Below are 25,302 nucleotides of genomic sequence, written 5' to 3'. Positions count from 1 at the left end.
GTACGGCGGAGGGACCCATGGCGACCGAACTGCCCCGCATCATCAGCGTCGACGACCACGTGATCGAGCCCGCCCACCTCTTCGAGACCTGGCTTCCGGCCAGGTACCGCGAGCGCGGGCCCCAGCCGCTGACCGCCGGGATCGGGGAGCTGGCCTACGTCGGCGGCAAATACCAGATCACCATGGACCCGGAGGGGCCGCCCACGGACTGGTGGATCTACGAGGACCTGAAGTTCCCGTACAAGCGGAACATCGCCGCCGTCGGATTCGACCGGGACGAGATGACCCTGGAGGGGATCACCCGGGAGCAGATGCGGCGCGGCTGCTGGGACCCGAAGGCGCGTCTGGCGGACATGGACCTCAACCACGTGGAGGGCTCCCTCTGCTTCCCCACCTTCCCCCGCTTCTGCGGGCAGACCTTCGCCGAGGCCCACGACAAGGAGGTCGCCCTCGCCTGCGTGCGCGCCTACAACGACTGGATGGTGGAGGAGTGGTGCGGGGACAGCGGCGGCCGGCTGATCCCGCTGTGCCTGATCCCGCTGTGGGACGTGGAGCTGGCCGTCGCCGAGATCCGGCGGAACGCGCAGCGCGGGGTGCGGGCCGTCACCTTCTCGGAGATCCCCACCCACCTGGGGCTGCCCTCCATCCACTCCGGCTACTGGGACCCGTTCTTCGCCGTCTGCCAGGAGACCGGCACGGTCGTCAACATGCACATCGGCAGCAGCTCCCAGATGCCCGCCGCCTCCCCGGACGCACCGCCCGCCGTGCAGGCCTCGCTGAGCTTCAACAACGCGATGGCCTCGATGATGGACTACCTCTTCAGCGGCGTCCTGGTGAAGTTCCCGCGGCTCACACTCGCCTACTCCGAGGGGCAGATGGGCTGGATCCCGTACGCCCTGGAACGCGCCGACGACGTGTGGGAGGAGCACCGCGCCTGGGGCGGGGTCCGGGACCTGGTCCCCGAGCCCCCGTCGACGTACTACTACCGGCAGATCTACTGCTGCTTCTTCCGCGACAGGCACGGCGTCGCCTCGCTGGACGTGGTCGGACGGGACAACGCCACCTTCGAGACCGACTACCCGCACGTCGACTCGACCTTCCCGCACACCAAGGAGGTCGCCCTCGACCACGTGAAGGGGCTCGACGACGAGACCGTGTACAAGCTGATGCGGGGCAACGCCATCCGCATGCTCGGCCTGGACCTGGACCGGTAGTGGACCTGTCGTACTCGCCGGAGGAGGAGGAGTTCCGGAGGCGACTGCGGGAGTGGCTCGCCACGGTGCTGCCCGCCCTGCCGGACAGGCCGTCCCCGGACGACTGGCCCGGCCGCCGCGCCTACGACCTCGGCTGGCAGCGGATGCTGTACGACGCCGGGTACGCCGACGTGCACTGGGACGCCTCCCCGACCACCCGGCTGATCTTCCTGGAGGAGACCGAGAAGGCCGGCGCGCCCTACGTGGGCGCCAACTTCGTCGGGCTGCTCCACGCCGGGCCGACCATCGCCGCCGAGGGGACAGCCGGGCAGCGGGCGCGCTGGCTGCCGCCGATCCTGCGCGGCGAGCACGTGTGGTGCCAGGGGTTCAGCGAACCGGACGCCGGATCCGACCTCGCCTCGCTGCGCACGCGCGCGCGGAGGGACGGCGACCACTACGTGGTGACCGGGTCCAAGATCTGGACCTCGCACGCCGAAGTCGCCGACTGGTGCGAGCTGCTGGTCCGCACCGACCCGGCGGCGCCCCGGCACCGGGGCATCACCTGGCTGGCGATGCCCATGGACGCCGAGGGCGTCACCGTACGGCCGCTGCGCACCCTCGCGGGGTCGGCGGAGTTCGCCGAGGTGTTCCTGGACGAGGTGCGGGTGCCGGTCGCCAACCGGGTGGGGGAGGAGAACGACGGCTGGCGCGTCACCCTGGTCACCCTCTCCTTCGAGCGCGGCACCGCCTTCGTCGGCGAGGTCGTCGCCTGCCGCCGGGTGCTGCGTGAACTGGCCCGTACGGCCCGGACGAACGGACGCTGGGACGAGCCGGAGCTGCGCCGGCGGCTGGGCCGGCTCGACGCGGAGTTCCGGGCGCTGTGGCGACTGACCCAGTGGAACGTGAGCGAGGCGGAGGCGGCCGGCGGGGTGCCGGGCGTGGGCGGCTCGGTGTTCAAGCTCCGCTACTCGCACGCCCGGCAGGAGTTGTACGACACCGCCGCCGAGGTCCTCGGGCCGGACTGCCTCGACCTGGACCGGCCCTGGGTGCTGGACCGGCTGTCCTCGCTGTCGTACACGATCGCGGCCGGGACCTCGCAGATCCAGCGGACCATCGTGGCCGAGCGGATCCTCGGCCTGCCCAGGGGGAGGTGACCGTGCGCTTCCGACTCACCGACGACCAGGCGGCCTTGCGGGCGGGGGTGCGGGAGCTGCTGGAGCGGTGCTTCGGGCGGGAGGCACTGCGCGCGGCCGTCGACGCACCGGGCCGGCTCGACCGGGCGCTGTGGCGGACCCTGGGGGAGGCGGGGTTCTTCGCCCTGCGGCTGCCCGAGGCGGACGGCGGGGTCGGGCTGGGACTGCCGGAGGCGGTGCTGGCCTTCGAGGAGGCGGGGCGGGCCCTGCTGCCCGGCCCGCTGATCGCCACCCACCTCGCGGCCGGCACCGTGCCCGGCGCGGCGAGCGGGGAGACGGTCGTGGCGGCCGCCGACGGGGGGCTGGTGGAGTGGCTGGACGCGGCGGACGTCGTCCGCGGGCAGGTGTCCGGCGCGGTGGCGCTGCGGTCGGTGGACCCGCTGACGCCGCTGCACCGGGTGACCGCCGGGCCTGCGGGAACCGTCGCGGCGCCCACGGGTCGCGCGCCGGAGCCCTCGGGTCCCGGCGTGGCGCCCACGGTTCCTGTGGCGGTGCCTCCGGATCCCGGTCGCGTGCCCCCGGATTCCGTCGCGGTGCCTTCGGATCCCGGTCGCGTGCCCCCGGATTCCGTCGCGGTGCCTTCGGATGCCGGCCGCGTGCCCCCGGATTCCGTCGCGGTGCCTTCGGATGCCGGCCGCGTGCCCCCGGATTCCGTCGCGGTGCCTCCGGTCGCCGGCGCGGTGTCCCCCGTTCCCGTCTCCGCGCCCGTGGATGCCGTCTCCGCGCCCCCCGGTCCCGTCACGCCGCCCCCGGATCCCGTCGCCGTGCTGCTCACCGCCGCCGAACAGCTGGGCACGGCTGGACGGGTGTGCGAGCTGGCCGTGGAACACGCCCGGGCGCGAGAGCAGTTCGGGCGGCCGATCGGGGCCTTCCAGGCCGTCCAGCACCTCTGCGCCGACCTGCTGGTGCGGGCCGAGACCGCGCGCGTCGCCGTCTACGCCGCCGCCGTCACGGCCGATCCCGCCGACATCGCCGCCGCCCGGCTGCTCGCCGACGAGGCCGCCGTGCGGGGGGCCCGCGACTGCCTCCAGGTGCACGGCGGGATGGGGTTCACCTGGGAGGCGGACGTGCATCTGCACCTGAAACGGGCCTGGGTGCGGGCCCGGCGTGCCGGAGGGAGCGCACAGGGTGCGGAACTGCTCGCCGCCGCCCTCGCGGGCTGAGCCGGCGGGGGTGTCCCGGGCCGCCGTACCCGACAAGCTTTGGCCCACGATGTCGCGGATCGTGGCGAACCGGAATCACGGAGCGTTGATACCGGGTTGTGTCCTGCCCGAGACTCGTCACAGCCCGGAGTCGGGTGGGTGCTCGGGTACCTTGTGTGGGATGCGAGTGGCTGCGCGTACGAGCCGGGCCGGCGGTGCCCCTGGGGTGGTGCCGGGCCGTGCGGTGCGCAGCGCCGCTCGCTGGGCGGACCGGGTGGCCAGGCCCGCCTGTTCGACTCCCCGGCACGCGCGTCGCACAGTATGCCGTACGCGTACTCCTTCGCGCGGGAATATGCCCGAAGCGCTTGTTGGGGTGACTGTACGTCAACCATGCTGTCTCGCAAGGGAGTCACAGTCCGTGACCCTTGCTCTGGCCGTTGTCCTGGCCATGCAGAAAATGGCTACGATCGTGGCCCTCGCCGTGATCGCCGCCGCGGCTGACACCGTGGCGCGCGGCCGGTACGGGGTCATGTGTCCGCCGGTTCGGATGGTGTGAGCGGTGCAGGTGCTTCAAGTGCAGCTGGAGATCCGGCCCGACCCCGCAGAGGTGGGCCGGGCGAGGCGGTGGGCCCGCTCGCGGCTCGCCGGATCGGGGATAACGGCCGACGAGCCGCTGGCCGAGACCCTGATCCTGCTCGTCTCCGAGCTGGTGACCAACGCCGTGGTGCACACCGGGCGGCCGGCCGTGCTGCGGCTGTGTCTGCCGGCCCCGGCTGCCGAGAACCGCGCGTCGGCGACGGTGCGGGTGGAGGTCGCGGACGGCAGTTCCCGCGCCCCCGTCCCCCGCTGCGCCGGCAGTGAGGCCACCGGTGGCCGGGGCCTCGCCCTCGTGGACTGCCTCGCCGACCGCTGGGGCTGGAGCCCGGAGGGGGCCGGCAAGAGCATCTGGTGCGAGCTGGACCGCTGTGCACAGCCCCGGGAGAGCGCGGCGACGGCGTACGGGGGCGGACTGCCCGCGTACGAGGATCTCGCCTTTGAAGCGGTGTAGCCGCCCGGAGCGGTGGTGCGCCGGTCGTGCGACCGTGCGCGGGCGCCGTGACCGGGGTGCCACGACACGGGTGCGCACCGGCGTTGACGTGCCCTGAGCGGCTGATCAGGCTGGGGGCGACGATTCGCCGCGAGGGGACGGCGAGGGCCCGGGGCCCCCGGCCGTCCTCGTCGAAGGCGGGTCGCCCCGGGGCGGCGGCGCGTGCGTGTGACGGTGGGGGGACGCGCCGCCCACCGGTCTCCCCGGCGGACCGCCACCCGTCTCTCAGAGGATCGCCACCGGCGCCACCGGTGTCCCCGTCGCGCCCACGAACGGCTCGGGCATCGCCGACAGCAGGAACGTGTACCGCCCGGTTTCTCCACAGGCTGTGGACAACTCTTCGAGATTCCAGTTCTGGCCCTGCAGCATGCCCATCTCCACCAGGTGCAGTGCGTGGACCGGCAGCCACAGGCCCTCGATCTCGGGCGGGAAGATCTCGAAGGTGAGCGTGTCGTTCGCGACCGCCGCCGCACCGCGCGCGTGGAACCACTCCGGGCAGCGCACCGAGAGCCCCGGCGACGGATAGCCGTACCCGTGCCGGTCCCCGGCCAGGAGGACCTGCACCTGACCGGTGCGTACGAGCACGATGTCACCGGCACGCACGCGCGTACCCGCGAACTCCTCGGCGGCCTCCAGGTCCTCCGGCGTCACCGCGTGCCCGCCCGCCAGCCGGTCCACGCCCCGCGCGCGGGCCACGTCCAGCAGCAGCCCGCGCGAGACGAGGTGCCGGACCTTGTCGATGCCACCGAACTCCGCGCCGCCGTGCGCGGTGACGGTGTGCGCGGGACGGCCGTTGTAGAGCTTCCCCGAGTGCGAGACGTGGGTCAGCGCGTCCCAGTGGGTGCCGGCCTGCAGGCCCATGGTCACCACGTCGTCGCTGCACGCGACCGTGCCCGGCCCGAACAGCTCCTGGTTGACCTGCACCATCGCGTGCAGCGGGTCGATCCGGCCCGGGATCATCCCCGTCTGCACGCCGTCCTGCCGGAGGGGGAGGGCGAGCGGCACGCGGCGCCCGGTGCGCACGTCGCGGGCGGCCGCCCGGACGACCTCGTCCGTGATCAGGTTCAGGGTGCCGATCTCGTCGTCGGCACCCCAGCGGCCCCAGTTGTTCACCCGCCCGGCGATGTCGTGGAACTCCTCCGGCAGTGCCATCCGGTGCCTCCCCGGGGCTTGTGTCCGCGCCTTCGGCGGGCCAGTCTGGCGTTGCCGTAAATCTAACGGACCGTCAGAAACTGCGGGAAGGGGCCGGGGATGGGGAACTTCTTGGCAGGCAGGGTCGTCGCCGTGACGGGTGCCGGGCGCGGCATCGGACGCGCGGTCGCCCTGGCGGCGGCGGCCGAGGGCGCCAAGGTCGTCGTCAACGACCACGGCGTCGCCGTGGACGGCGCCTCACCCGCCGGAGAGGTCGCCGAGTCCGTCGTCAAGGAGATCCGGGCGGCGGGCGGCGAGGCCGTCGCGGTCGCCGACGACATCTCCACCATGGCGGGCGGACAGCGGGTCGTGGACACGGCGGTGGAGACCTACGGCCGCATCGACGGGGCCGTGTGCGTGGCGGGCATCCTGCGTGAACGGATGCTGTTCAACATGACCGAGGAGGAGTGGGACCCGGTCATCGCCACCCACCTCAAGGGCACGTTCACCGTGTTCCGGGCGGCCTCCGCGGTGATGCGCGGGCAGCGCTCGGGCACACTGATCGGCTTCACCAGCGGCAACCACCAGGGCTCCGTCTCCCAGGCCAACTACAGCGCCGCCAAGGGCGGGATCATCTCCCTCGTCCGCAGCGCCGCGCTGGGCCTGCACAAGTACGGGGTGACCGCGAACGCCGTGGCGCCGGTGGCCCGCACCCGGATGTCGGCCAACGTGCCCGTCCGGCTGGCGGAGATCGGCGAGCCGGAGGACGTGGCCGCCCTCGTGGTGTACCTGCTCTCCGACCGCGCCGCCGCGCAGGGCGTCACCGGGCAGGTGTACACGGTCGCCGGGCCGAAGATCGCGGTCTGGGCGCAGCCGAGGGAACTGCGCGCCGCGTACGCCTCCGGCGGATGGACCCCGGAGACCCTCGCCGCGTTCCTGCCGGGGTCGGTGGGGGTGGATCCGATGCCGATGCTCTCCGAGGTGGCGGCGATGGAGGAGGCGGCCCGGAATTCGGCCCGGCCGAACGCCTAGGAGCCCCGGTGCGCGTCCCGGTGCGGCGACCGCGGGTCGTGTGCCGCTGGTCGCGCAGTGCCCCGCGCCCTTGGGGGTGCTGCCCCCGGCCGGCCCCCGGCGGTACCGACGCGCTCGTCAAGCAGAGGCGGTGGACATGGAGTTCGGGTTCAGTGAAGAGGACGAGGCGTTCCGGGCCGAGGTCCGGGGCTGGCTGTCCGGGCACGCCGGCGCGTCGGATGACCGACGGACCTGGGAACGCACCCTCGGCGCCGCCGGCTGGATCGGGCTCGGCTGGCCGGAGTCCGGGTACGGGAACCGGACCGAGGGGCTCACCCGGCAGGTCGTCTGGGCCGAGGAGTACGCCCGGTCGGGGGCGCCTCCCCGTTCGGGGCACATCGGGGAGAACCTGCTGGCCCCGACCCTCCTCGCCCACGGCGACGACGTGCAGAAGCGGCGGTTCCTGCCGCCCGTCGCGGCCGGGGAGGAGCTGTGGTGCCAGGGGTACAGCGAACCCGGTGCCGGCTCCGACCTCGCCGGGGTGCGGACCACGGCGGTGCGTGAGGGGCCGTACCACCGGATCACCGGGCAGAAGATCTGGACCTCCCTCGCCCACGAGGCCGACTGGTGCTTCGTCCTGGCCCGGACCGACCCGGACGCGCGCCGGCACCACGGGCTGAGCTTCCTGCTGGTGCCGATGGACCAGCCCGGCCGGATCGAGGTGCGGCCCATCCGGCAGCTGACCGGCACGAGCGACTTCAACGAGGTCTTCTTCGACGGGGCACGCGCGCGCGTGGAACACGTCGTCGGCGGAGAGGGGCAGGGCTGGCGGGTGGCGATGAGCCTGCTCGGGTTCGAGCGGGGGGTCTCCACCCTGGCCCAGCAGATCGGCTTCGCCCGGGAACTGGCGGAGGTCGTCCGGGCCGCCGAGCGGACCGGAGCCGTGCACGACCCGGTGCTGCGGGCCCGGCTCGTCCGGCAGTGGGCCGAGCTGCGCGTCATGCGCTGGAACGCGCTGCGCACCCTCGGCCACGCCACCGGCCCCGCCGTCCCGGGCGCGCCCAGCGTGGCCAAGCTGCTGTGGGCGAACTGGCACCAGCGGCTGGGCGAGCTGGCCGTCGAGGTCCGGGGCGCCGCGGCGGCCGTCGGTCCCGCGGACTGGTCGCCGGCGTCGCCGTACCCGCTCGACGCCGCCCAGCACCTGTTCCTGTTCTCCCGGGCCGACACCGTCTACGGCGGCTCGGACCAGATCCAGCGCACGATCATCGCCGAGCGCGTGCTCGGTCTGCCGGGTGAGCCGAAGGGGGCCGTGTGATGCGCGGTGTGGTGTTCGACGGCGAGCGGGTCCGGGTCGTGGACGACCTGGCGGTCCGGGAACCGGGGCCGGGCGAGGTGCGGGTCGCCATCGCGGCGGCCGGGCTGTGCCACAGCGATCTGTCGGTGGTGGACGGCACCATCCCGTTCCCGGCACCGGTGGTGCTCGGCCATGAGGGCGCGGGGGTCGTGGAGGCCGTGGGTGTGGGCGTCACCCATGTCGTGCCCGGTGACCATGTGGCCCTGTCGACGCTCGCCCACTGCGGAACCTGCGCGGAGTGCGACCGGGGGCGGCCGACGATGTGCCGGCAGGCGATCGGGCACCCGGGGAAGCCGTTCACGTGGGGCGCGGACGCGGACCCGGTGTACCAGTTCGCCGCCAGCTCGGCGTTCGCGGAACGTACCGTCGTCAAGGCCGTGCAGGCGGTGAAGATCCCGCGGGACATCCCCCTGACCTCGGCCGCGCTGATCGGGTGCGGGGTCCTCACCGGCGTCGGGGCGGTGCTGAACCGGGCACGGGTGGACCGCGGGGACAGCGTGGTCGTCATCGGCACGGGCGGGATCGGGCTGAACGTCCTGCAGGGCGCGCGGCTCGCGGGCGCCCTCACCGTCGTCGCCGTGGACGCCAATCCGGCCAAGGAGGCGGTGGCCCGGCGGTTCGGCGCGACCGGCTTCCTGACGTCGGCGGAAGGGGTGCGGGAGCTGCTGCCGACGGGCGCGGACCACGTCTTCGAGTGCGTGGGCCGGGTGGAGCTGATCCGCCAGGCCGTCGACCTGCTCGGCCGGCGCGGCCAGGCGGTCCTGCTGGGCGTGCCCCCGGCCACGGCCGAGGCCTCCTTCCTGGTCTCCTCCCTCTACCTGGACAAGGCGATCCTCGGCTGCCGCTACGGCTCCTCGCGCCCCCAGCGGGACATCGCCCTGTACGCCGAGCTGTACCGCCGAGGGCGCCTGATGCTGGACGAGCTGGTGACCGCGGTGTTCCCGGTGGAGGACTTCGACAAGGCCCGGGCCGAGGCGGAGGCGGGGCGGGTGGCGCGGGCGGTGCTCACCTTCTGAGCCGGTCGCTCGAGGAGCCGTCGGGTGCGGCGGACGCGAGGTTGTCCACAGGCCCGGGACGGCGGGGAGCCGGTTGTCGGTGCCGGCCCCTACCGTCGAGGCATGAGTTATCGCGATGTCGCTTCCCGGCCGGTCCTGACCTGGGCCCTGGTGGCCGTCGGCGCCCGCATGCCGGTGGCCATGGCTCCGCTGGCCCTCGTCTTCCTGGTGCGCGAGCGCCCCGGCGGCTACTCCCTGGGCGCGGCCCTGGCCGCCGCCTACGTGATCGGTGAGATCATCGGCGCTCCCGTCCTCGGCATGCGGCTGAACCCCCGCGAGGCCCGGCCGCACCTGGCCGCCGGTCTCCTCGTGGGCGCGGCCGGTTTCGCGGGCCTGGGCGCGTTCCCGGGTGCGCCCGCCGCGGTACTCGCCGCCTTCGCCTTCCTCGCCGGAGCCGGTCCCGCCGCGGCGCCCGGCGGACTGCGCGCGCTGCTCACCTCCCTGGTCCCGGGGCACGCGGCGGCCCAGGCGCTGTCCGTGGAGTCGATGCTGACGTTCGGTATCTGGGCCGTCTCCCCGGCCACCGTCACCGGCCTGGCCCTCGGCGCGGGCCCCCGCTTCCCGCTGCTGCTCGAAGCCGCCCTGATGGCGGCGTCCGTCGGGGGCCTGTGGGTCCTGCCGGCCGGCTGGGCCGCGGACGGGCAGGACGACCGCGGCGGGCGGGAGGGCGAGGGCGTCTCGCGGCTGCGGGTGCTGGCCCGTGCCTGGCCGGTGTACGTCACGGGCGCGGCGAGCCTGTCCCTGCTGGCCCTCGCCGAACTCGTCCTGCCCGCGCTGCTCGAACAGCGCGGCATCGGCGTGGGCTGGGCGGGCCCGCTGCTCACCGTGATGTCGGTGTCCTCCGCCGCCGGCGCCTTCCTGTACGGCCTGCGGTCCTGGCCGGGGCGGCTCAGGACCCGCAGCGCGGTCCTGATGGCGGGGATGTCGGCCGCGGTGGCCGCGGTCGCCCTGACGCCCGGCGCGGCGGGCATCGCGGTGGCGCTGGCCCTCGCGGGACTGCTCCAGTCCGGTGCGATGCTCACCCGCAACCTGTCCCTGCGCGAGGTGCTCCCGCCGGCCGCGCTGGCCGCCGGCTACTCGGTGATGTACGCCGCCGTCGGCGCCGGTTACGCGGCCACCGGCTCCCTCGCCGGTGCCCTGCTGCCGCTCGCCGCGCCCTCGACGGCGATCCTCGCCGGAGTGGCCCTGACCCTGCTGCTGACGTCGGTCGGCTGGTGGGGGGAGATACGCGCCGGCCGGTCAGCGCAGGCTGCCGACACCGCCGTCGCGCTCGGCGCCGCCGGTGCGGAAGGTGCGCCGGTAGGCGGTGGGCGTGACGCCGAGCGCCGCCTGTAGGTGCTGGCGCATCGACTGGGCCGTGCCGAAGCCGGACTCCCGGGCCACCTGGTCCATCGACAGGTCGGTGGACTCCAGCAGGTGCCGGGCGCGCTCCACGCGCTGCTGGGTGAGCCACTGGCCGGGGCTGACGCCGACCTCCTCGCGGAACCTGCGGGTGAAGGTGCGTACCGACATCGCCTCCTGCTCGGCCAGGTCCCGCAGCTGGATCGGCTCGTGCAGCCGGCCCAGCGCCCAGGCGCGGGCCGCGGTCGTCGTGGCCACCTGGGGGTCGGGGACCGGGCGGTGGATGTACTGGGCCTGGCCGCCGTCGCGGTGGGGCGGTACGACCGTGCGGCGGGCCACGTCGTTGGCGACGGCCGTGCCGAAGTCGCGGCGGACCATGTGCAGGCACAGGTCGATCCCGGCGGCCACGCCGGCCGAGGTCAGCACGTCCCCGTCGTCGATGAACAGCACGTCCGGGTCCACCCTGACGGCCGGGAACAGCCGCTGGAAGTGCTCGGCGTCGGCCCAGTGCGTGGTCGCGGGGCGGCCGTCGAGGTGGCCGGCGGCGGCGAGGACGTAGACGCCGGTGCAGATGGAGGCGAGCCGGGTGCCGGGGCGGATCCGGGCCAGGGCGTCGGCCAGTTCGTCGGTGAGCCGTCCCTCGTCGTAGAGCGGGCCGCGCTCGTACGACGCCGGGACGATCACCGTGTCGGCCGTGGCGAGCAGCTCGGGGCCGTGGGGGACGCGCACGGCGAAGTCGGCGTCCGTCTCGACCAGCCCCGGCGGCCGTACCGAGCAGGTCAGGACCTCGTACAGGTGCCTGCCCCGCGCGTCCCGCGGGCGGCCGAAGATCCGGTGCGGGATGCCCAGTTCGAAGGGCAGCAGGCCGTCCAGGGCGAGGACGGCGACCCGGTGCGGCCGGAACTCCCCGGTGGTCGTCATGGCCCGATCCTACCGAAGGCTGTCCTCCGGGCCACTCGATGCACGGGCATGCGCATCGGAGGCTGGGTGACGTGACTCAGACAAGCCCAGCAGCCGCCCCCGTCCAGGCCCCGCCCGCCCGGCGCCACCGCGTACACCGCGCCTGGTTCGTCACCGCCGTCACCTTCGTCACGATCACCGGCGCGGCGGCGTTCCGCTCCCTGCCCGGCCTGCTCATCGATCCGCTGAACCAGGAGTTCGGCTGGTCACGCGGCACGATCGGCGCGGCCGTCTCCGTCAACCTCGCGCTGTACGGTCTCACCGCGCCGTTCGCCGCCGCGCTGATGGACCGCTTCGGCATCCGCCGGGTGGTCGCCACCGCGCTGACCGTGATCGCGCTCGGCTCGGGCCTGACCGTGTGGATGACGGCGGCCTGGCAGCTGCTGCTGTGCTGGGGGCTGCTGGTGGGACTCGGCACCGGTTCGATGGCGCTGGCCTTCGCCGCCACGGTCACCAACCGCTGGTTCACCGAGCGGCGCGGCCTGGTCAGCGGCATCCTCACCGCGGCCTCCGCCTCCGGTCAGCTGGTCTTCCTGCCGCTGCTGTCCTGGATCGTCGAGCACCACCACTGGCGGCCCGCCGCGGTCACGGTCGCCCTGTCCGCGTTCGCCGTGGTCCCCTTCGTCTGGCTGCTGCTGCGCGACCACCCGGCCGACGCGGGCGTCGCGCCGTACGGGGCAAAGGAGTTCGTGCCCAAGCCGCCCCCGGTCACCGGCGCCGCCCGCCGCACGCTCTCCGTGCTGTCCGTTTCCGTGCGCACCGGCACCTTCTGGCTGCTCGCCGGCACCTTCGCGATCTGCGGTGCCTCCACCAACGGCCTGGTCCAGACCCACTTCGTGCCCGCCGAGCACGACCACGGCATGCCCGTGACGACGGCGGCCTCGCTGCTCGCGGTGATCGGCGTGTTCGACGTCGTGGGCACGATCGCCTCCGGCTGGTTCACCGACCGCTTCGAGCCGCGCCGCCTGCTCGCCGTCTACTACGCCCTGCGCGGCCTGTCCCTGCTCTTCCTGCCGATGCTGCTGGGCCCCGCCGTGCACCCGCCGATGCTCTTCTTCATCGTCTTCTACGGCCTCGACTGGGTGGCCACCGTCCCGCCCACGCTGGCCCTGTGCCGCGAGCAGTTCGGCGAGGACAGCGCCATCGTCTTCGGCTGGGTGCTCGCCTCCCACCAGGTCGGCGCGGCCGTCGTCGCCTACCTCGGCGGAGCCGCCCGGGACGTCTTCGGCTCCTACGACGTCGTCTGGTACGCGGCCGGCACCCTGTGCGCGGCGGCGGCCCTGATGTCCCTGGTCATCCGGCGTACCGGACCGGCCCCCCTCGCGCCCGCCGTGCCCTGAACGCGCCGCCGGGCGAAGGGAGGTCCGCCCACACCCCGCCGCCTCCGCGCACCGGCTCGCCGGTGAGGGCCCCGGGCCGCGGTGGCGGGGCGGCCACCAGAGCCCGCGCCGGCTGCCGCGCACCCCGGAGCACCGCCTCGGCCTCGCCCCTCGCGTCACCGGACCCGGCCTCCTCCCGCCCGGCCGCGCGGCCCGGCCGGGCACCTGGACCTGCGCCCCCGCGCCGACCCGCCGACGGCGGACCGACGCGGCGGCCCTGCGGGTCAGTGGCCGGACGGACACCCGCCTCCGCCAGCCCCGGGCGGCCGGCGCGCCGCGCACGGCCCGCGCCGCCGAGGTCACGTCCCCCTGGCGGCCGGCCGGCTCACCCGCCGCCGAGCCGCACGAACCGCCCCCGGTGGAAGAGCAGGGGCTCGTCCGGCCCGTCCGCACCGAGGGCGTCCACCCGTCCCACGACGATGAGGTGGTCGCCCCCGGTGTGCACGGCGTGGACGGTGCAGTCGATCCAGGCGGCGGCGCCGGCCAGCCGCGGCGCCCCGGACACGGGCGCGGGGGCGTACGCCACCCCCGCGAACTTGTCCCCGCCGCTCACCGCGAAGCCCCGGCACAGCTCCTCCTGGCCGGCACCGAGCACGTTGACGCAGAAGACACCGGCCCGGGCGATACGCGGCCATGTCGTGGACGTACGGCCCACCATGAAGCACACCAGGGGTGGTTCGAGGGAGAGCGAGGAGAACGACTGACAGGCGAACCCGGCGGGCCCCGGCTCCCCCGCGGCGGCCGGCGCGGTGATCACCGTGACACCACTCGCGAAGCTCCCCAGCACCCGCCGGAACTCCCCCGCCCCGACCGGCGCCCGCTCCCCCTCCCGCACGCACCGCAACTCCGGCCGCGGCGACGGCGTAACGGCGCCGGGGCCGAGATACCGCACGGCGGCAGCGGCCGCTCCCGCGTGTCCCATCATGGCGTCGTCCTCCCCGTCCCCCTCACCGTCACCGTCACCGGCCCCGGAACCCCGGCTCCCGGTGTTCGGTGAACGCCCGTAGGCCTTCTCGGGCGTCCTCGGTCGTCATGTTGATCTCCTGGGCCCAGGCCTCCGCGGCGAAGGCGGTGGTGCGGTCGGTGTCGAGGGAGGTGTTCAGCAGGTGCTTGGTCAGGGCGAGGGCCCTGGTCGGCGCGGAGGCCAGGCGGAGCGTCCAGGCGCGGGCCGTCCTGTCGAGATCGGCGTCGGGGACGACCCGGTTGACCAGGCCCAGGCGTTCCGCCTCCGGTGCCGGGAGCGGGTCGCCGAAGAACAGGAGTTCCTTCACCCGCTGAAGGCCGGTGAGGCGGGGGAGGAGGTAGGTGCCGGCGGCGTCCGGGACCAGGCCCCGGCGGACGAACACCTCGACGAAGCGGGCGGATTCGGCGGCCAGGACCAGGTCGCAGGCGAGGGCCAGGTGGACGCCGAGACCGGCCGCCGTGCCGTTCACCGCGGCCAGGACCGGTTTCTCGCAGTCCAGTACGGCCGCCACCAGGCGTTGCGCGCCCACACGGAGCAGACGGGCCACGTCGCCGGGGGTTCGCCGGCCGGAGCCGGTGCCGCCCCGCAGGTCCGCGCCCGCGCAGAAGCCCCGGCCGGTGCCCGTGAGGAGCACCGCCCGGATGTCCGGGTCGGCGGAAGCCTGTGCCAGCAGGTCGATGAGGTGGTCGCGCATCGCCGGGGTCAGCGCGTTCAGGGACTCGGGGCGGTCCAGGGTCACGTGGAGGATCCGGTCGTGGATGTCGTGCCGGACCTCCCTCATCGGCACACCACCAGTGCGTCCAGCGCCACCGCGCCCTGCCCCCGGGGCAGCACCATCAGCGGGTTGATGTCCAGCTCGGCGATCCGGTCACCCAGTTCCAGGGCCATCCGCTGGACCCGCAGGACGACCTCCACCAGCGCGTCCACGTCGGCCGGCGGGCGCCCTCGGACGCCGGACAGCAGGGCTCGGCCGCGGAGTTCGCCGAGCATGGCGCGGGCCTGGTCCTCCCCGAAGGGCGGGACGCGGACCGCCGCGTCGTGCAGCACCTCCACCAGGATCCCGCCGAGCCCGACCGTCACCGTCGGCCCGAACAGCTCGTCGTGGGTGACGCCGACCATCATCTCCACGCCCTGCCCGACCATCTGGCACACCAGGACGCCGTCCAGCCCGACGCCCTCGTAGCGGGCGATGTCGTTCAGCTCCCGGTAGGCGTCGCGGACCTGGCTCGCCGAGGTCAGCCCGATCTTCACCAGCCCCAGTTCCGTCTTGTGGGCGAGCTGCGCGCCGGACGCCTTCATCACCACCGGATAGCCCACCTGCCCGGCCGCCCGTACGGCCGCGGCCGCGCTGGTCACCAGCTGCTCGCGCGGCACCCGGACGCCGTACGCCCGCAGCAGCTGCTTGGCCGCGTGCTCGCTGAGCTGCCGGCCCGGCTGCACCAGCGCCTCCGCCTTGCGGAAGGACGGGGAGGGGGTGCGCGGGGCCGCGTCGAAGGGAGAGCGGTAGCCGGCCACGAAGCGGTGGTGGTCCAGCCAGGCGCGGACGGCGGACAAGCAGTTGCCCACGGTCCGGAAGGTGGCCACACGGGAGGAGCCGAGCAGCACCTCCCGGTACGCCGGCTCGGTGCCGGCCGGCGAGCCCCACACCACGCACACCAGCTTGTCCGTCTCCTCCGCGGCGTCCACCAGATCGCGGACGAGCTTGTCGCTGAGCGGCGGGAAGGGTCCGGTCACCGGGCAGATCAGCACCCCGACCGCGGGGTCGGCGAGCAGCGCGTCGATGATCCTCCGGCCGCGCTCGTCACCGACCGGGTGGCCGCCGTTGTCCACCGGGTTGGCCACGCTCAGGTACGGCGGGATCCACTGGTGCAGCTCGGCCTGCTTCTCCGGCGACAGCCCCGGCAGCCGCAGCCCCGCCCCCGCGGCCAGGTCGGCGACGTGTGCGCCCGTGCCGCCCGAGATGGAGTAGACGACCACCCCCTCGGCCCGCGGAGGCTTCGCGCGCGCCAGCAGCGCCGCCGTGTCCTGGAGCTGGTCCAGGGCGTCGACACGGATCACGCCGTACTGGCGCATGGCCGCGTCCACCACGTCGTCGGCGCCGGTGAGTTTGCCGGTGTGCGTGGCGGCCGTCCGGGCGCCGGCCTCGGTCCGGCCCACCTTCACGGCGACCACCGGCACCCCACGGCGGGCGGCCCGGTCGGCGGCCAGCAGGAAGGCACGGCCGTCCTTGAGCCCCTCGACGTAGGCGGCGATCGCGCCGGTCCCGGGCTGCTCGGCGAACCAGGACAGGAAGTCGGCGGTCTCCAGGTCGGCCTCGTTGCCGGTGGGGGCCCAGTGCGACAGCCGGATCCCGAGTTCCTGGAGGGCGAAGACGGGCCGGCCCTGATGCCCGGACTGGGTGATCAGTGCGATGGCCGGTCCGGTGAGGTCCTCACGGAACCGCTCGAAGGCGTTGAGGTTGGTGTTCGGGCCGAGCAGCCTGAGCCCCGAGCGCCGTACGGCCTCGGCCAGCCGCTCCTGCGCCTCCGCGCCCGCCGGCCCCGTCTCCGCGAACCCGGAGGCGAACGCCACCGCGAACTTGGTCTTGGCCTCGGCGAGTTCGCCGATCAGCGGGAGCGGGTCGGCGACCAGCAGCACGGCCAGGTCGACCGGCCCCGGCAGTTCGGCGACGGAGGCCGTGCAGGGCAGGCCGAAGACGGAGGACCGGGACGGGTGCACCGGGTGCACCCGTGCGCCCACGCGCCCGGCCCAGTCCAGCAGCTGCCGGGTGATCCCGGTGTTCGGCCGCCCCTCGGTGTCCGAGGCGCCGATCACGGCGACCGACTCCGGCCGGAAGAGCCGGGTCAGGTCCGGGACGTCCGCGTACAGCGGGCGCCCGCTGACATCGAGGTCCGCCACCCGGTCGTGGACGGCGGGGCCGGGCCGGTCCTCGCCGCAGGCGATGACCCGGGCCCGGCGGGAGTCGGTGGTGAGGGTGCCGTGGGTCGATCCGAGCATCGTTCCGCCCGCCTCCTGTGAGACAGCCACCAGCAACTGACGCTCTGTCAGGCTACTGAACTGACGGAGCATCAGGAACGGCTCGGAACGGCAAAGTTACCGGGCGTCTACGTCAGCCGGCGCGCGACCGCCTTCGCGATCCTGCCCGCGTCGATCGCCAGCTCCCGGAGCATCCCGCTGATCGGGTTGGTGAACCCGGTGAAGTACAGGCCGGACGCCTGAGCGGGCGTACGGCCGCCGTGCGCCACCGGCCGGCCGCGCTCGTCCAGCACCCCGAGATGCCCGACGAGCCCCTCCAGCGCGCGCTCGTACCCCGTCGCCGCGATCACCGCGTCGGGCGAGATCCGGCTGCCGTCGGCGAGGACGACCTTGCCCTCCTCGAACGCCTCCACGGCGGCCACGACCTCCACCTCGCCCTTGCGTACGGCGTCGATCAGGCCGACGTCCTGCACCGGGATCGCACCCTGCCGCACCCTGCTGTACAGGCCGGTCTCCGGACGCGGCAGCCCGTACGCGGACAGGTCCGGGGTGCTGAGCCGCCCCACCGGCCCGGCGAGCCGGTCCACCAGCCACACCGGCAGCCGCCGGACCAGCACGCCCGTGTACTGGGCGGCCCAGCCGAGGGTGGAGCGGCGCAGGATGTGCGGCGGCGTGCGCACCGCCAGCCGCACCCGCGCCGCCCCGCCCTCCACCAGGTCCACCGCGATCTCCGCGCCCGTGTTGCCGATCCCGACGACGAGCACGTCCCGGCCCCGGTACGGCTCGGCGTTGCGATAGTCGCCGGCGTGCAGCAGCTCACCGCCGTACCCCTCCCGGCCCGGCCAGTCGGGCAGCCGGGGGGTGTGGTTGAAACCGGTGGCGACGACGACCGCGCTGCCGGTCAGCTCCCGGCCGCCGGAGGCGTGCAACAGCCACCCGGTGCCGTCCGCGGTCCGCTCGACGCGGTGCACCTCCACCCCGGTGACGATCTCCAGCTCGTGGTGCTCGGCGTACTTCTCCAGGTAGCGCACCACGTCGTCCCGGGACACCCAGCGGCCGAACCTGCGGGGGATGGCCAGCCCCGGCAGCGCGGACAGCCGCCGGGTGGTGTGCAGGTGCAGCCGGTCGTAGTGCCGCCGCCAGGAGGCGCCGACCCGGTCGGATCTCTCCAGGACCACGGCCCGTACGCCCCGCGCGCGCAGCGCGTACGCGGCGGCGAGACCGCCCGGGCCGGCGCCTATCACGTAGACCGGGCGGTCGGCGGGGGTCGGTGCGGGGCGGGCGGGCGAGGGACGGGAGACGGCCATGAGCGGGAGCGTAATCACACACCCGGTTGATGGGTCTCGGTCAAGACCGGAATTGGTTGCGGATTGATCACGCCTGCCGCTTCCCGCACCCGGCGGTGGCCTGACGGCGTTCTGCCGCTTCCCGGCGCGGTGTCCCGTGGCCTCGGCGCTCCAGGCGGTGAAGGCGCCGCGGCCGGTGCCCGCGGCCGACGCGCGGGGTGGGCTTCCCGCATCACCTGACGTACCGTCAGGTACATGGATGCGATAGGGCTCGACGGCGCGGAGTGGCTGGCGGTGCTGCGGATCGGACTTGGCCTGTGGTGGCTGGAGAGCTGGCGGCACAAGGACAAGAAGGCGTGGTTCGAGCGGGGCAGCGGGATCGCCTGGGCGGCGGACGTCGCGGCCGAGCACCGGTGGACCCCGGTCCGGGCGGGCTTCGAGACGGTGGTGAAACCCCACCCGAGGCTGATGGCGTACGTGGTCGCCTACGCCGAACTCTCCCTGGGCCTCGGCCTGATCGCCGGCTTCCTGACCCCGGCCGCCCTGATCGGCGGTCTGCTCCTCAACGCGCTGTACTTCGTCCTCATGGTCCACGACTGGGCGGAACAGGGCCAGAACTCGATGATGGCGCTGATCTCCCTCGTCGGGTTCTTCGGGATGTCCTGGCAGACCTGGTCGCTGGACGCGGCACTGGGATGGTTCTGATGGGCGGCCGCGACGTGACGGACGGTCCGCGCCACGACCTCCCGGAGACCGACGCCCTCACCCGCCCCTACTGGGAGGCGGCCGCAGCGGGCCGCCTGCTGGTCCGCCGCTGCGGGGACTGCGGCCGGGCCCACCACTACCCCCGCGAGTTCTGCCCGCACTGCTGGAGCGAGCGGGTCGGCTGGGAGGAGGCGAGCGGCCGGGCGGCGCTGTACACGTGGTCCACGGTCCACCGCAACGACCTGCTCCCCTTCGCGGCCCGCGTCCCCTACCTGGCCGCCGTGGTCGACCTGGCCGAGGGCCCCAGGATGATGACGGAACTGGTGGACTGCCCGGAGGACACCGTGCGGGCCGGGATGCCGCTTGAGGTGGCGTTCCGGGACGGCATCCCGGTGTTCCGGCCCGGACCGGGCGGCAACGGGCCCGGCCCGCGCGCCGACGGGCCCGCCCCGGCCCGGCTCAGTTCCACGGGTCGGTGAAGGACCTGCCCGGCACCGGCTTGGCGATGAGCGCGATCGGCACGAAGAAGTTCACCTGGCCGATCGCGAACATCAGCGTGGCCAGCGCCTTGCCCTCGTAGTGCTCGGCCGCCCGCGCGTACAGCTCGTCGGAGACCCGCTCGCCGGACGCGGACGGCTGGAGCACGGCCTCCACCAGGGCCAGCGCGGCCCGCTCGGCGGCGGTGAAGTACGGCGAGTCCTGCCAGGACGCCACCGAGGTGATCCGCTCCTCGGACTGCCCGGCCTTGCGCAGGAAGCCCGTGTGCAGCACCGTCAGGTAGGTGCTGCCGACGATCTGGCCGGCCCGCAGCTGGACCAGGCTGATCGTGGAGCGCGGCACCGACCCGTTGCCGGTCACCCGGAACAGCGCCGCCGACACCTCCGCCAGTTCGGGCACCAGCTGCGCCGGGTCCTCGGGCATACGGGGGGCCATCGGGACCTCGGCCGTGATCGAACGCTTCTGCATCGCCGTCTCCTCCTGCTCGTGAACTGCTGTCACCGCCCTGACGGACCGCGGCGCGGAAGTGTGACGGCGGGGAAGAGGAATCTTCAGGACCGCGGCGGCAGACTCCTCAGGGCCACAGCAGCGCCCGGCTCCAGCCGAACCCCGTGCTGCGGTACTCCAGGCGCACGTGCCGCCGGTCCGGGTCCCCCTGGAAGAACTCCACGGTCTCCGGGCGCAGCCGGTACAGGGTCCAGGTCGGCGACGGCTCCCCGGGGTTCGCCCGGGCCTGCTCCCAGGCCGCCTCCGACGCCCGCCGCAGCTCCGCCGCCGAGGCCAGCTCCTCGCTCTGCCGGCCGGTCAGGGCCGCGGCCAGCGCGCCCGTGGACCGGGCGTGCAGGTCGGCCTGGCTCTCCTCGGACGGCGCGGAGACGACCGGCCCCCGCACCCGCACCTGGCGGCCCAGCACCGGCCAGTAGAAGGCGAGGGCGGCATACGGCCGGGCGGCCAGCGCGCGGCCCTTGCGGCTGGTGGAGTGCGTGGCGAAGGACCAGCCGTCGGGGTCGGCGCCGTGCAGCATCACGATCCGCACGTCCGGCCTGCCCTCCTCGTCCACGGTCGCCAGCGACATGGTGTGCGGCTCCCGCTGCCCCGCCGCCACCGCCTCCGCGAACCAGGTCGTGAACAGGGGCAGCGGGGTCGGCGGGGCGGTGTCGGGGTCGAAGGGGCGCAGGTCCGTGGCGTCCGGGTCCCAGACCCGCAGCGACCTCAGAATGGCGTGGAGATCCGTTTCCATGTGCCGAGTATCCCCACGGGCGCCGTCATCCGTTCGGCAGGCCTCCCGCGACGCGCGCGAGTGCCTCGGCGTGCGGGAACACCCGAAGCCGGGGACGCTCGGAGCCACGGGCTTCGGGAACGACGGTGAGGGGCGATGATCGTAACGGTGGTGTCGATGCCGGGGGCGGCCGTCACCCGTACGGATCTCCCGGGGGCGCGGGAACGGCTGGCCGAAGCCCCGTTCGTCATCGTCGACATCGAACTGCCGGAGGGGGATCCGGCGCCGGGGACGCCGATCGCCGGCCGGCTGGGCCTGGACGCCGAGGAACTCGACTGGTTCGGCAGGGAGGGGGAGCCGGCACGGGCCGTGTTCCTGGGTGACCGGGCCGGTTTCGTCGTACCCGTGGTGCACGGGGACGAGATCGACCACGTCCACGCGGTGGTGGCCGAGCGGTTCCTGGTCACCGTGCACCGGCGGCGGCTCGGTCTGGCCGACGCCCTCACCACCGCGTTCCGGCACGAGCGTCCCGCCGACAGCGTGGCCGCGCTCTTCCTCGTGCTGCAGGAGGCCCTGGACACGTTCCGCCGGGCCGCCGTGCGGGCTCTGCTGGAGACCGAGGAACTGGAGGACGACCTGTTCGAGGACCGGCGGCCCGAGCAGGTCTACCGGCTGGCGAGGCTGCGCCGCCGTTCCGCCCTGTTGCACCATGCGCTGTTGCCCTACCTCCGGGTGGTCGACGAGATCCTCACCCGGCGGATGATGAACCCCACCTTCCCGGAAGACAGGCAGCGGAGCGCCCAGGAGTTCCAGAACGCCGGGCTGCTGGTGCTCGCCGACATCGAGTCCCTCCAGGACGCCACCCGGCGGGCGTTCGCCAGCTACTCCTCGCTCGTCGCCGGCGAGCAGAACGCCGTGATCAACCGGCTGGCCATCGTGTCGGTGATCTTCCTGCCGCTGTCCTTCCTGACCGGGTTCTTCGGCATGAACTTCACCTTCCTGTCGGACAAGCTGGAGACCAGGGAGGAGTTCTGGCTGCTCGCCGTGGGGCTCCAGGCGGCCGCCCTGGCGGGCTCCGTCTACGTGCTGCACCGCACCCGCATCTGGCGCCGCCTGCGGGACGAGAACTGAAGAGACCCCCACCGACCGCTCCCGGCCGCCCTCACCGGCCCAGCACCACCGTCCCCGACGAGCAGAACCACCCGCCCGTCCCGGACGCCACCCCCAGCCTCGGCAGCTGTCCGTCCCGGGTCCGCACCTGCCGTTCCCCGGCCTCCCCGCGCAGTTGCCGTACCGCCTCCACCAGCAGGAACAGCCCCCGCATCCCGGGATGCTGGGCCGACAGCCCGCCCCCGTCCGTGTTCACCGGCAGCTCCCCGCCCCGCACCAGCAGCCGGCCCTCCTCCACGAACGCCCCGCCCTCGCCCTTCGCGCAGAAGCCCAGGTCCTCCAGGGTCACCAGGGTCATGTAGGTGAAGGCGTCGTAGATCTCGGCGAAGTCGACGTCCGCCGGGGTCACCCCCGCCCGCTCGAAGGCCAGCCGGCCGCTCACCGCCGCCGGGGAGACCGTGAAGTCCGGCCACTCCGACATGGCGGCGTGGGAGACGTGCTCGCCGGTGCCGAGGATGCGGACGGGGACCGTACGGCAGTCCCGCGCGTACTCCTCGGACGCCAGCAGGACCGCCGCGCCGCCGTCCGAGCGCAGGCAGCAGTGCAGCCTGGTGAAGGGGTCCGCGACCATCGGGCCGGACAGGACGTCGTCGACGGTGACCGGATCGCGGAACATCGCCTCCGGGTTCAGCGCGGCGTTCGCCCTCGCCTGGACCGCCACCTGGGCCAGCTGCTCGATCGTGGTGCCGTACTCGATCATGTGCCGGCGGGCCGCCATCGCGTACTTCGCGATCAGCGTGTGGCCGTACGGCGCCTCGAACTGGAGGGGGCCGCGCGCGCCGAAGGACAGGGTGCCCGTGCGGCGGCCCGCCCTGATGTCCGCGCGGGCCGTGGAGCCGTAGACCAGCAGGACGGCGTTCGCGTGGCCGGCCGCTATCGCGTCCGCCGCGTGCGCCGCCATCACCTCCCAGGTCGCGCCGCCGACCGAGGTGGAGTCCACCCAGGTGGGGCGCAGGCCCAGGTACTCGGCGACCTCCACCGGCGCGAGCGTGCCGAGTCCGGCGGAGGCGAAGCCGTCGACCACCGCCCGGTCCAGGCCCGCGTCGGCGAGGGCCCGGCGGGCCGCCTGGGCGTGCAGCGCGTACGGTGTCGCGCCGTCCACCCGTCCGCAGTCGGAGAGGGCCACGCCCACCACGGCGGCCTTCCTGCTCCCTCGGCCCATGAGCGGGCTCCTCCCTCTGGGCATCTCGTTGCGGCCCTCCTAATATGACGCCCCGTCAGATGAGGAGGGAAGGCCATGGACACGCGCCTCACCGCCGAGCAGGACGAGATCCGCCGGACCCTGCGCGAGCTGCTGCGCGCACGCTGCGGCCCGGCCGAGGTGCGAGCCGCCGCCGACACCCCCGCCGGACACGACCCCCTCCTGTGGCCGGCCCTCGCCGGCCGGCTGGGCCTGCCCGGGCTCGCCCTGCCCGAGCGGTACGGCGGCGTCGGCTGCACGGTCACCGAACTGGCCCTCGCCTGCGAGGAGACGGGGCGGGCGCTCACCCCCTCGCCGCTGCTCGCCACCTCCGTCCTCACCGCCCCGCTGCTCCTCGCCCTCGGCACCGCGGGGCAGCGCGCCGGCCTGCTGCCCCGCATCGCCGCCGGCACCCTCACCGCCGCTCTCGCCGTCCCCGGGCCCGTCCTCACCACCGCCCTCGCCCTGACCCGCGGGAACGACGGCTACAGCGCCGGGGGCGGACGGGCCGGCGGGGTGCAGGCGCGGCCGGTGCAGGGCGGCTGGCGGCTGTACGGGGAGGCCGCTCAGGTGCTGGACGGGCACAGCGCCGGGCTGCTGCTCGTCCCCGCGCACACCGGAGGCTTCGCCCGCTCGCGGACCCTGCTGTTCCTCGTCCCGGGGGACGCGACCGGCCTCACCCGGGCCCGGCAGGCCGCGCTGGACGCCACCCGCCCCCAGGGCCGTGTGCAACTGCGGGACGTGGACGCCGAGTTGCTCGGCTCGGCCGACACCGACGTACGCCCCGCCCTCGCCGCGCTCGGCGACACCCTCGCCGCCGTGCTCGCCGCCGAGGCCGTCGGGGCGGCCGACCGGATACTGGAGCGGACCGTCGAGTACGCCGGCCGGCGCGAGCAGTTCGGCCGCCCCGTCGGCTCCTTCCAGGCCGTCAAGCACCGGCTGGCGGACGTGTACGTCGAGGTCCAGGCGGCCCGGTCCGCCGCGTACTACGCCGCCTGGGCGGCCGGCCAGGGGCAGCGGGCCGGCGGACTCGCCCTCGCGCAGGGGCTCCAGGCGTTGCGCCGGGCCGCCGCCGACGGCATCCAGCTGCACGGCGGGATCGGGTTCACCTGGGAGCACGACGCCCACCTGTACTTCAAGCGGGCGGCCGGCGACGAGCTGCTGTTCGGCCCGGTGCACCGGCTGCGCGACCGGGCCGCCGAGACGGCCGGGCTGTTCGCGGGCGGGGAGGTGACCGTCTGATGGGCACGGCACTCGGCGTCCGGCTCGTCCGGAAGGTGTCCTCCACCCGGCTGTTCGCCAAGGTCGCCCCCCATGTCGTCCCGGCACTCGACCGGGGTGTCCACCGGCTCACCCGGGGCCGGGTGCTGCTCAGCGCCCGGATGCTGCCCGGTGTGGTCCTCACCTCGACGGGGGCGAGGACCGGACGGCCCCGCCGGACCCCGCTGGCCTGCATGCCGGAGGAGGGCGGCACCAGCTGGATCCTGGTCGGCTCCAACTTCGGCCGCCCCGGCCATCCCGCCTGGACCCACAACCTCCTCGCCCACCCGGAGGCCTCGGTGAGCCGGCAGGGCCGGGACGTCCCGGTCACGGCCCGGCTGCTCACGGGGGAGGAACGGGCCGCCGCCTGGCAGGCACTGCTGGTGTTCTGGCCGCCGTACGGCGTGTACCAGGCGCGGGTGGAGCGGGAGATCCGGCTGTTCCGGCTGACCCGCAGGTAGCGCCCCAGAAGGGGCGCGGGCCACCGTGCGAGCGGTCGCGGCCGTACGGCGGCCGGTGTCCGCGGCAGCCGCAGCCGTCCGGCGGCCTAGAGCGTCGCCAGCCGCTCCACCAGCAGGAACGCGCCGATCCCCAGCATCGCCGCCCCGGACGTCCGCGTCACCGCCCGGGCCGCCGCGGGCCGCGCCGAGAGGAGGACGCGGGCGAGGGCGCCCACCGTCAGGTAGACGGCCGCGCAGCAGGCCATGTGGAGGAGGCCGAGGGCCGCCGTCTGGGCGGGGACGGGCAGGTGGCCGTCCCGGAGGGTGAGGAACTGGGGGAGTACGGAGAGGTAGAGCAGCAGGCCCTTGGGGTTCAGGCCGCTGATCGCGGCGCCGCGCAGGAAGAGCCGGCCCTCGGGTGCCGCCCTGGTGTCCGCGTCCGGGACCGCCGGGCGGCGCAGGACGCCCCAGCCGAGCCGGAGCAGATAGCCCGCGCCCGCCACCGTCAGGACCGTCAGCAGCCGGGGCGAGCCGGCCACCAGCACGGCGAGGCCCGCGGCCGCCAGGGCGGTGTGCAGGGCGTAGCCGCAGACCAGGCCCGCCACCGCGCGCAGGACCGAGCCGCCGCGCAGCGCGGTCGTGACGACGTACGCCCAGTCGGCGCCCGGTACGCACACCAGCAGCAGGTCCACGAGGAGGAAGGAGAGGAGCAGTGCCGAGTCCATACCGGGGACATTAGGCGTGAATGGCCCGAAAGT

25 protein-coding genes are annotated in these 25,302 nt (G+C 74.5%); 15 read left to right on the top strand and 10 right to left on the bottom strand.

Annotated elements, in window-relative coordinates:
* Positions 1 to 17: 17 nt before the first annotated feature.
* The 5 genes from ACZ4VF_RS23830 (at position 18) to ACZ4VF_RS23810 (ending at position 4,576) form a co-directional block, all read left to right on the top strand.
* Complete coding sequence (locus ACZ4VF_RS23830) at positions 18 to 1,214, top strand: amidohydrolase family protein (RefSeq protein ID WP_467928363.1); 1,197 nt, start codon at positions 18 to 20, stop codon at positions 1,212 to 1,214.
* Positions 1,214 to 2,347, top strand: coding sequence for an acyl-CoA dehydrogenase family protein (locus ACZ4VF_RS23825; RefSeq protein ID WP_467928362.1), 1,134 nt, complete (start codon positions 1,214 to 1,216; stop codon positions 2,345 to 2,347). The genes ACZ4VF_RS23830 and ACZ4VF_RS23825 overlap by 1 nt, the downstream gene beginning before the upstream one ends.
* Positions 2,348 to 2,349: 2 nt before the next feature.
* Entirely contained in the window at positions 2,350 to 3,549 is a 1,200-nt protein-coding gene (locus ACZ4VF_RS23820; RefSeq protein ID WP_467928360.1) for an acyl-CoA dehydrogenase family protein, read from the top strand.
* A 397-nt stretch (positions 3,550 to 3,946) separates the two neighbouring features.
* On the top strand, positions 3,947 to 4,084 hold the full coding sequence (locus tag ACZ4VF_RS23815; RefSeq protein WP_189294915.1) for a hypothetical protein: 138 nt from the start codon (positions 3,947 to 3,949) through the stop codon (positions 4,082 to 4,084).
* A gap of 18 nt (positions 4,085 to 4,102) precedes the next feature.
* A complete protein-coding gene (locus ACZ4VF_RS23810; RefSeq protein ID WP_467928635.1) occupies positions 4,103 to 4,576 on the top strand; it encodes an ATP-binding protein in 474 nt (157 codons plus the stop codon).
* Positions 4,577 to 4,840: 264 nt separating this feature from the next.
* Here ACZ4VF_RS23810 and ACZ4VF_RS23805 read toward each other — a convergent pair whose 3' ends face one another.
* On the bottom strand, positions 4,841 to 5,767 hold the full coding sequence (locus tag ACZ4VF_RS23805; RefSeq protein ID WP_467928359.1) for a cyclase family protein: 927 nt from the start codon (positions 5,765 to 5,767) through the stop codon (positions 4,841 to 4,843).
* A 99-nt stretch (positions 5,768 to 5,866) separates the two neighbouring features.
* Between ACZ4VF_RS23805 and ACZ4VF_RS23800 the strand changes: the two genes are divergently transcribed.
* From ACZ4VF_RS23800 to ACZ4VF_RS23785, 4 genes are all read left to right on the top strand, one after another.
* The gene (locus ACZ4VF_RS23800) at positions 5,867 to 6,778 is read left to right on the top strand and encodes an SDR family oxidoreductase (RefSeq protein WP_467928358.1); all 912 of its coding nucleotides are present in this window, start codon (positions 5,867 to 5,869) and stop codon (positions 6,776 to 6,778) included.
* 136 nt (positions 6,779 to 6,914) lie between these two features.
* On the top strand, positions 6,915 to 8,072 hold the full coding sequence (locus ACZ4VF_RS23795) for an acyl-CoA dehydrogenase family protein (RefSeq protein WP_467928356.1): 1,158 nt from the start codon (positions 6,915 to 6,917) through the stop codon (positions 8,070 to 8,072).
* Entirely contained in the window at positions 8,072 to 9,127 is a 1,056-nt protein-coding gene (locus ACZ4VF_RS23790) for an alcohol dehydrogenase catalytic domain-containing protein (protein WP_467928355.1), read from the top strand. Before ACZ4VF_RS23795 ends, ACZ4VF_RS23790 begins: the two co-directional genes overlap by 1 nt.
* A gap of 102 nt (positions 9,128 to 9,229) precedes the next feature.
* A complete protein-coding gene (locus tag ACZ4VF_RS23785) occupies positions 9,230 to 10,501 on the top strand; it encodes an MFS transporter (RefSeq protein ID WP_467928354.1) in 1,272 nt (423 codons plus the stop codon).
* Here ACZ4VF_RS23785 and ACZ4VF_RS23780 read toward each other — a convergent pair.
* Positions 10,406 to 11,428 (bottom strand): GlxA family transcriptional regulator, encoded by a 1,023-nt coding sequence (locus ACZ4VF_RS23780; RefSeq protein WP_467928352.1) that lies wholly within the window; start codon positions 11,426 to 11,428, stop codon positions 10,406 to 10,408. The genes ACZ4VF_RS23785 and ACZ4VF_RS23780 overlap by 96 nt on opposite strands.
* A gap of 38 nt (positions 11,429 to 11,466) precedes the next feature.
* Between ACZ4VF_RS23780 and ACZ4VF_RS23775 the strand changes: the two genes are divergently transcribed.
* Positions 11,467 to 12,807: an MFS transporter gene (locus tag ACZ4VF_RS23775; protein ID WP_467928351.1), complete on the top strand. Its 1,341-nt coding sequence runs from the start codon at positions 11,467 to 11,469 to the stop codon at positions 12,805 to 12,807.
* A 364-nt stretch (positions 12,808 to 13,171) separates the two neighbouring features.
* Here the strand turns inward: ACZ4VF_RS23775 and ACZ4VF_RS23770 are convergent, their stop codons facing one another.
* The 4 genes from ACZ4VF_RS23770 to ACZ4VF_RS23755 form a co-directional block, all read right to left on the bottom strand.
* Positions 13,172 to 13,771 carry a flavin reductase family protein gene (locus tag ACZ4VF_RS23770; protein WP_467928350.1) on the bottom strand — a complete coding sequence of 200 codons (600 nt, stop codon included), beginning with the start codon at positions 13,769 to 13,771 and terminating at the stop codon, positions 13,172 to 13,174.
* A 34-nt stretch (positions 13,772 to 13,805) separates the two neighbouring features.
* The gene (locus tag ACZ4VF_RS23765; protein ID WP_467928348.1) at positions 13,806 to 14,591 is read right to left on the bottom strand and encodes an enoyl-CoA hydratase/isomerase family protein; all 786 of its coding nucleotides are present in this window, start codon (positions 14,589 to 14,591) and stop codon (positions 13,806 to 13,808) included.
* The gene (locus ACZ4VF_RS23760) at positions 14,588 to 16,807 is read right to left on the bottom strand and encodes an acetate--CoA ligase family protein (protein WP_467928347.1); all 2,220 of its coding nucleotides are present in this window, start codon (positions 16,805 to 16,807) and stop codon (positions 14,588 to 14,590) included. Before ACZ4VF_RS23760 ends, ACZ4VF_RS23765 begins: the two co-directional genes overlap by 4 nt.
* Before the next feature lie 107 nt (positions 16,808 to 16,914).
* Positions 16,915 to 18,093, bottom strand: coding sequence for a flavin-containing monooxygenase (locus ACZ4VF_RS23755; protein ID WP_467928346.1), 1,179 nt, complete (start codon positions 18,091 to 18,093; stop codon positions 16,915 to 16,917).
* Positions 18,094 to 18,327: 234 nt separating this feature from the next.
* On the opposite strand from ACZ4VF_RS23755, the gene ACZ4VF_RS23750 reads away from it, so the two are divergent.
* Together ACZ4VF_RS23750 and ACZ4VF_RS23745 are read left to right on the top strand one after the other, a co-directional pair.
* On the top strand, positions 18,328 to 18,777 hold the full coding sequence (locus tag ACZ4VF_RS23750; RefSeq protein WP_467928345.1) for a DoxX family protein: 450 nt from the start codon (positions 18,328 to 18,330) through the stop codon (positions 18,775 to 18,777).
* Positions 18,777 to 19,256, top strand: coding sequence for a Zn-ribbon domain-containing OB-fold protein (locus ACZ4VF_RS23745; RefSeq protein ID WP_467928343.1), 480 nt, complete (start codon positions 18,777 to 18,779; stop codon positions 19,254 to 19,256). Before ACZ4VF_RS23750 ends, ACZ4VF_RS23745 begins: the two co-directional genes overlap by 1 nt.
* Here ACZ4VF_RS23745 and ACZ4VF_RS23740 read toward each other — a convergent pair.
* Positions 19,237 to 19,743, bottom strand: a complete 507-nt coding sequence (locus ACZ4VF_RS23740; protein WP_467928342.1) for a carboxymuconolactone decarboxylase family protein — start codon at positions 19,741 to 19,743, stop codon at positions 19,237 to 19,239. The genes ACZ4VF_RS23745 and ACZ4VF_RS23740 overlap by 20 nt on opposite strands.
* A 106-nt stretch (positions 19,744 to 19,849) precedes the next feature.
* A complete protein-coding gene (locus ACZ4VF_RS23735; RefSeq protein ID WP_467928341.1) occupies positions 19,850 to 20,515 on the bottom strand; it encodes a pyridoxine/pyridoxamine 5'-phosphate oxidase in 666 nt (221 codons plus the stop codon).
* A gap of 135 nt (positions 20,516 to 20,650) precedes the next feature.
* On the opposite strand from ACZ4VF_RS23735, the gene ACZ4VF_RS23730 reads away from it, so the two are divergent.
* The gene (locus ACZ4VF_RS23730; protein WP_467928339.1) at positions 20,651 to 21,625 is read left to right on the top strand and encodes a CorA family divalent cation transporter; all 975 of its coding nucleotides are present in this window, start codon (positions 20,651 to 20,653) and stop codon (positions 21,623 to 21,625) included.
* A gap of 31 nt (positions 21,626 to 21,656) precedes the next feature.
* Here the strand turns inward: ACZ4VF_RS23730 and ACZ4VF_RS23725 are convergent, their stop codons facing one another.
* Positions 21,657 to 22,826, bottom strand: a complete 1,170-nt coding sequence (locus ACZ4VF_RS23725) for a thiolase C-terminal domain-containing protein (protein WP_467928338.1) — start codon at positions 22,824 to 22,826, stop codon at positions 21,657 to 21,659.
* A 75-nt stretch (positions 22,827 to 22,901) separates the two neighbouring features.
* Between ACZ4VF_RS23725 and ACZ4VF_RS23720 the strand changes: the two genes are divergently transcribed.
* The gene (locus tag ACZ4VF_RS23720) at positions 22,902 to 24,086 is read left to right on the top strand and encodes an acyl-CoA dehydrogenase family protein (RefSeq protein WP_467928337.1); all 1,185 of its coding nucleotides are present in this window, start codon (positions 22,902 to 22,904) and stop codon (positions 24,084 to 24,086) included.
* Positions 24,086 to 24,565: a nitroreductase/quinone reductase family protein gene (locus ACZ4VF_RS23715; protein WP_467928335.1), complete on the top strand. Its 480-nt coding sequence runs from the start codon at positions 24,086 to 24,088 to the stop codon at positions 24,563 to 24,565. Before ACZ4VF_RS23720 ends, ACZ4VF_RS23715 begins: the two co-directional genes overlap by 1 nt.
* An 86-nt stretch (positions 24,566 to 24,651) precedes the next feature.
* Here ACZ4VF_RS23715 and ACZ4VF_RS23710 read toward each other — a convergent pair whose 3' ends face one another.
* On the bottom strand, positions 24,652 to 25,269 hold the full coding sequence (locus ACZ4VF_RS23710) for a LysE family translocator (protein ID WP_467928334.1): 618 nt from the start codon (positions 25,267 to 25,269) through the stop codon (positions 24,652 to 24,654).
* Positions 25,270 to 25,302 lie beyond the last annotated feature (33 nt).

Source organism: Streptomyces sp. NPDC029151 (genome assembly GCF_055564315.1).
This window is presented reverse-complemented; position numbering and strand designations above follow the sequence as displayed.

What these genes read in the sequence shown, in the direction of transcription:
- ACZ4VF_RS23710 (WP_467928334.1), bottom strand. Translation starts at nt 25,269, where the DNA reads ATGGACTCGGCACTGCTCCTCTCCTTCCTCCTCGTGGACCTGCTGCTG.
- ACZ4VF_RS23830 (WP_467928363.1), top strand. Translation starts at nt 18, where the DNA reads ATGGCGACCGAACTGCCCCGCATCATCAGCGTCGACGACCACGTGATC.
- ACZ4VF_RS23750 (WP_467928345.1), top strand. Translation starts at nt 18,328, where the DNA reads ATGGATGCGATAGGGCTCGACGGCGCGGAGTGGCTGGCGGTGCTGCGG.
- ACZ4VF_RS23770 (WP_467928350.1), bottom strand. Translation starts at nt 13,771, where the DNA reads ATGATGGGACACGCGGGAGCGGCCGCTGCCGCCGTGCGGTATCTCGGC.
- ACZ4VF_RS23740 (WP_467928342.1), bottom strand. Translation starts at nt 19,743, where the DNA reads ATGCAGAAGCGTTCGATCACGGCCGAGGTCCCGATGGCCCCCCGTATG.
- ACZ4VF_RS23805 (WP_467928359.1), bottom strand. Translation starts at nt 5,767, where the DNA reads ATGGCACTGCCGGAGGAGTTCCACGACATCGCCGGGCGGGTGAACAAC.
- ACZ4VF_RS23800 (WP_467928358.1), top strand. Translation starts at nt 5,867, where the DNA reads ATGGGGAACTTCTTGGCAGGCAGGGTCGTCGCCGTGACGGGTGCCGGG.
- ACZ4VF_RS23795 (WP_467928356.1), top strand. Translation starts at nt 6,915, where the DNA reads ATGGAGTTCGGGTTCAGTGAAGAGGACGAGGCGTTCCGGGCCGAGGTC.
- ACZ4VF_RS23760 (WP_467928347.1), bottom strand. Translation starts at nt 16,807, where the DNA reads ATGCTCGGATCGACCCACGGCACCCTCACCACCGACTCCCGCCGGGCC.
- ACZ4VF_RS23755 (WP_467928346.1), bottom strand. Translation starts at nt 18,093, where the DNA reads ATGGCCGTCTCCCGTCCCTCGCCCGCCCGCCCCGCACCGACCCCCGCC.
- ACZ4VF_RS23730 (WP_467928339.1), top strand. Translation starts at nt 20,651, where the DNA reads ATGATCGTAACGGTGGTGTCGATGCCGGGGGCGGCCGTCACCCGTACG.
- ACZ4VF_RS23745 (WP_467928343.1), top strand. Translation starts at nt 18,777, where the DNA reads ATGGGCGGCCGCGACGTGACGGACGGTCCGCGCCACGACCTCCCGGAG.
- ACZ4VF_RS23735 (WP_467928341.1), bottom strand. Translation starts at nt 20,515, where the DNA reads ATGGAAACGGATCTCCACGCCATTCTGAGGTCGCTGCGGGTCTGGGAC.
- ACZ4VF_RS23715 (WP_467928335.1), top strand. Translation starts at nt 24,086, where the DNA reads ATGGGCACGGCACTCGGCGTCCGGCTCGTCCGGAAGGTGTCCTCCACC.
- ACZ4VF_RS23720 (WP_467928337.1), top strand. Translation starts at nt 22,902, where the DNA reads ATGGACACGCGCCTCACCGCCGAGCAGGACGAGATCCGCCGGACCCTG.
- ACZ4VF_RS23765 (WP_467928348.1), bottom strand. Translation starts at nt 14,591, where the DNA reads ATGAGGGAGGTCCGGCACGACATCCACGACCGGATCCTCCACGTGACC.
- ACZ4VF_RS23790 (WP_467928355.1), top strand. Translation starts at nt 8,072, where the DNA reads ATGCGCGGTGTGGTGTTCGACGGCGAGCGGGTCCGGGTCGTGGACGAC.
- ACZ4VF_RS23725 (WP_467928338.1), bottom strand. Translation starts at nt 22,826, where the DNA reads ATGGGCCGAGGGAGCAGGAAGGCCGCCGTGGTGGGCGTGGCCCTCTCC.
- ACZ4VF_RS23775 (WP_467928351.1), top strand. Translation starts at nt 11,467, where the DNA reads ATGCACGGGCATGCGCATCGGAGGCTGGGTGACGTGACTCAGACAAGC.
- ACZ4VF_RS23780 (WP_467928352.1), bottom strand. Translation starts at nt 11,428, where the DNA reads ATGACGACCACCGGGGAGTTCCGGCCGCACCGGGTCGCCGTCCTCGCC.
- ACZ4VF_RS23785 (WP_467928354.1), top strand. Translation starts at nt 9,230, where the DNA reads ATGAGTTATCGCGATGTCGCTTCCCGGCCGGTCCTGACCTGGGCCCTG.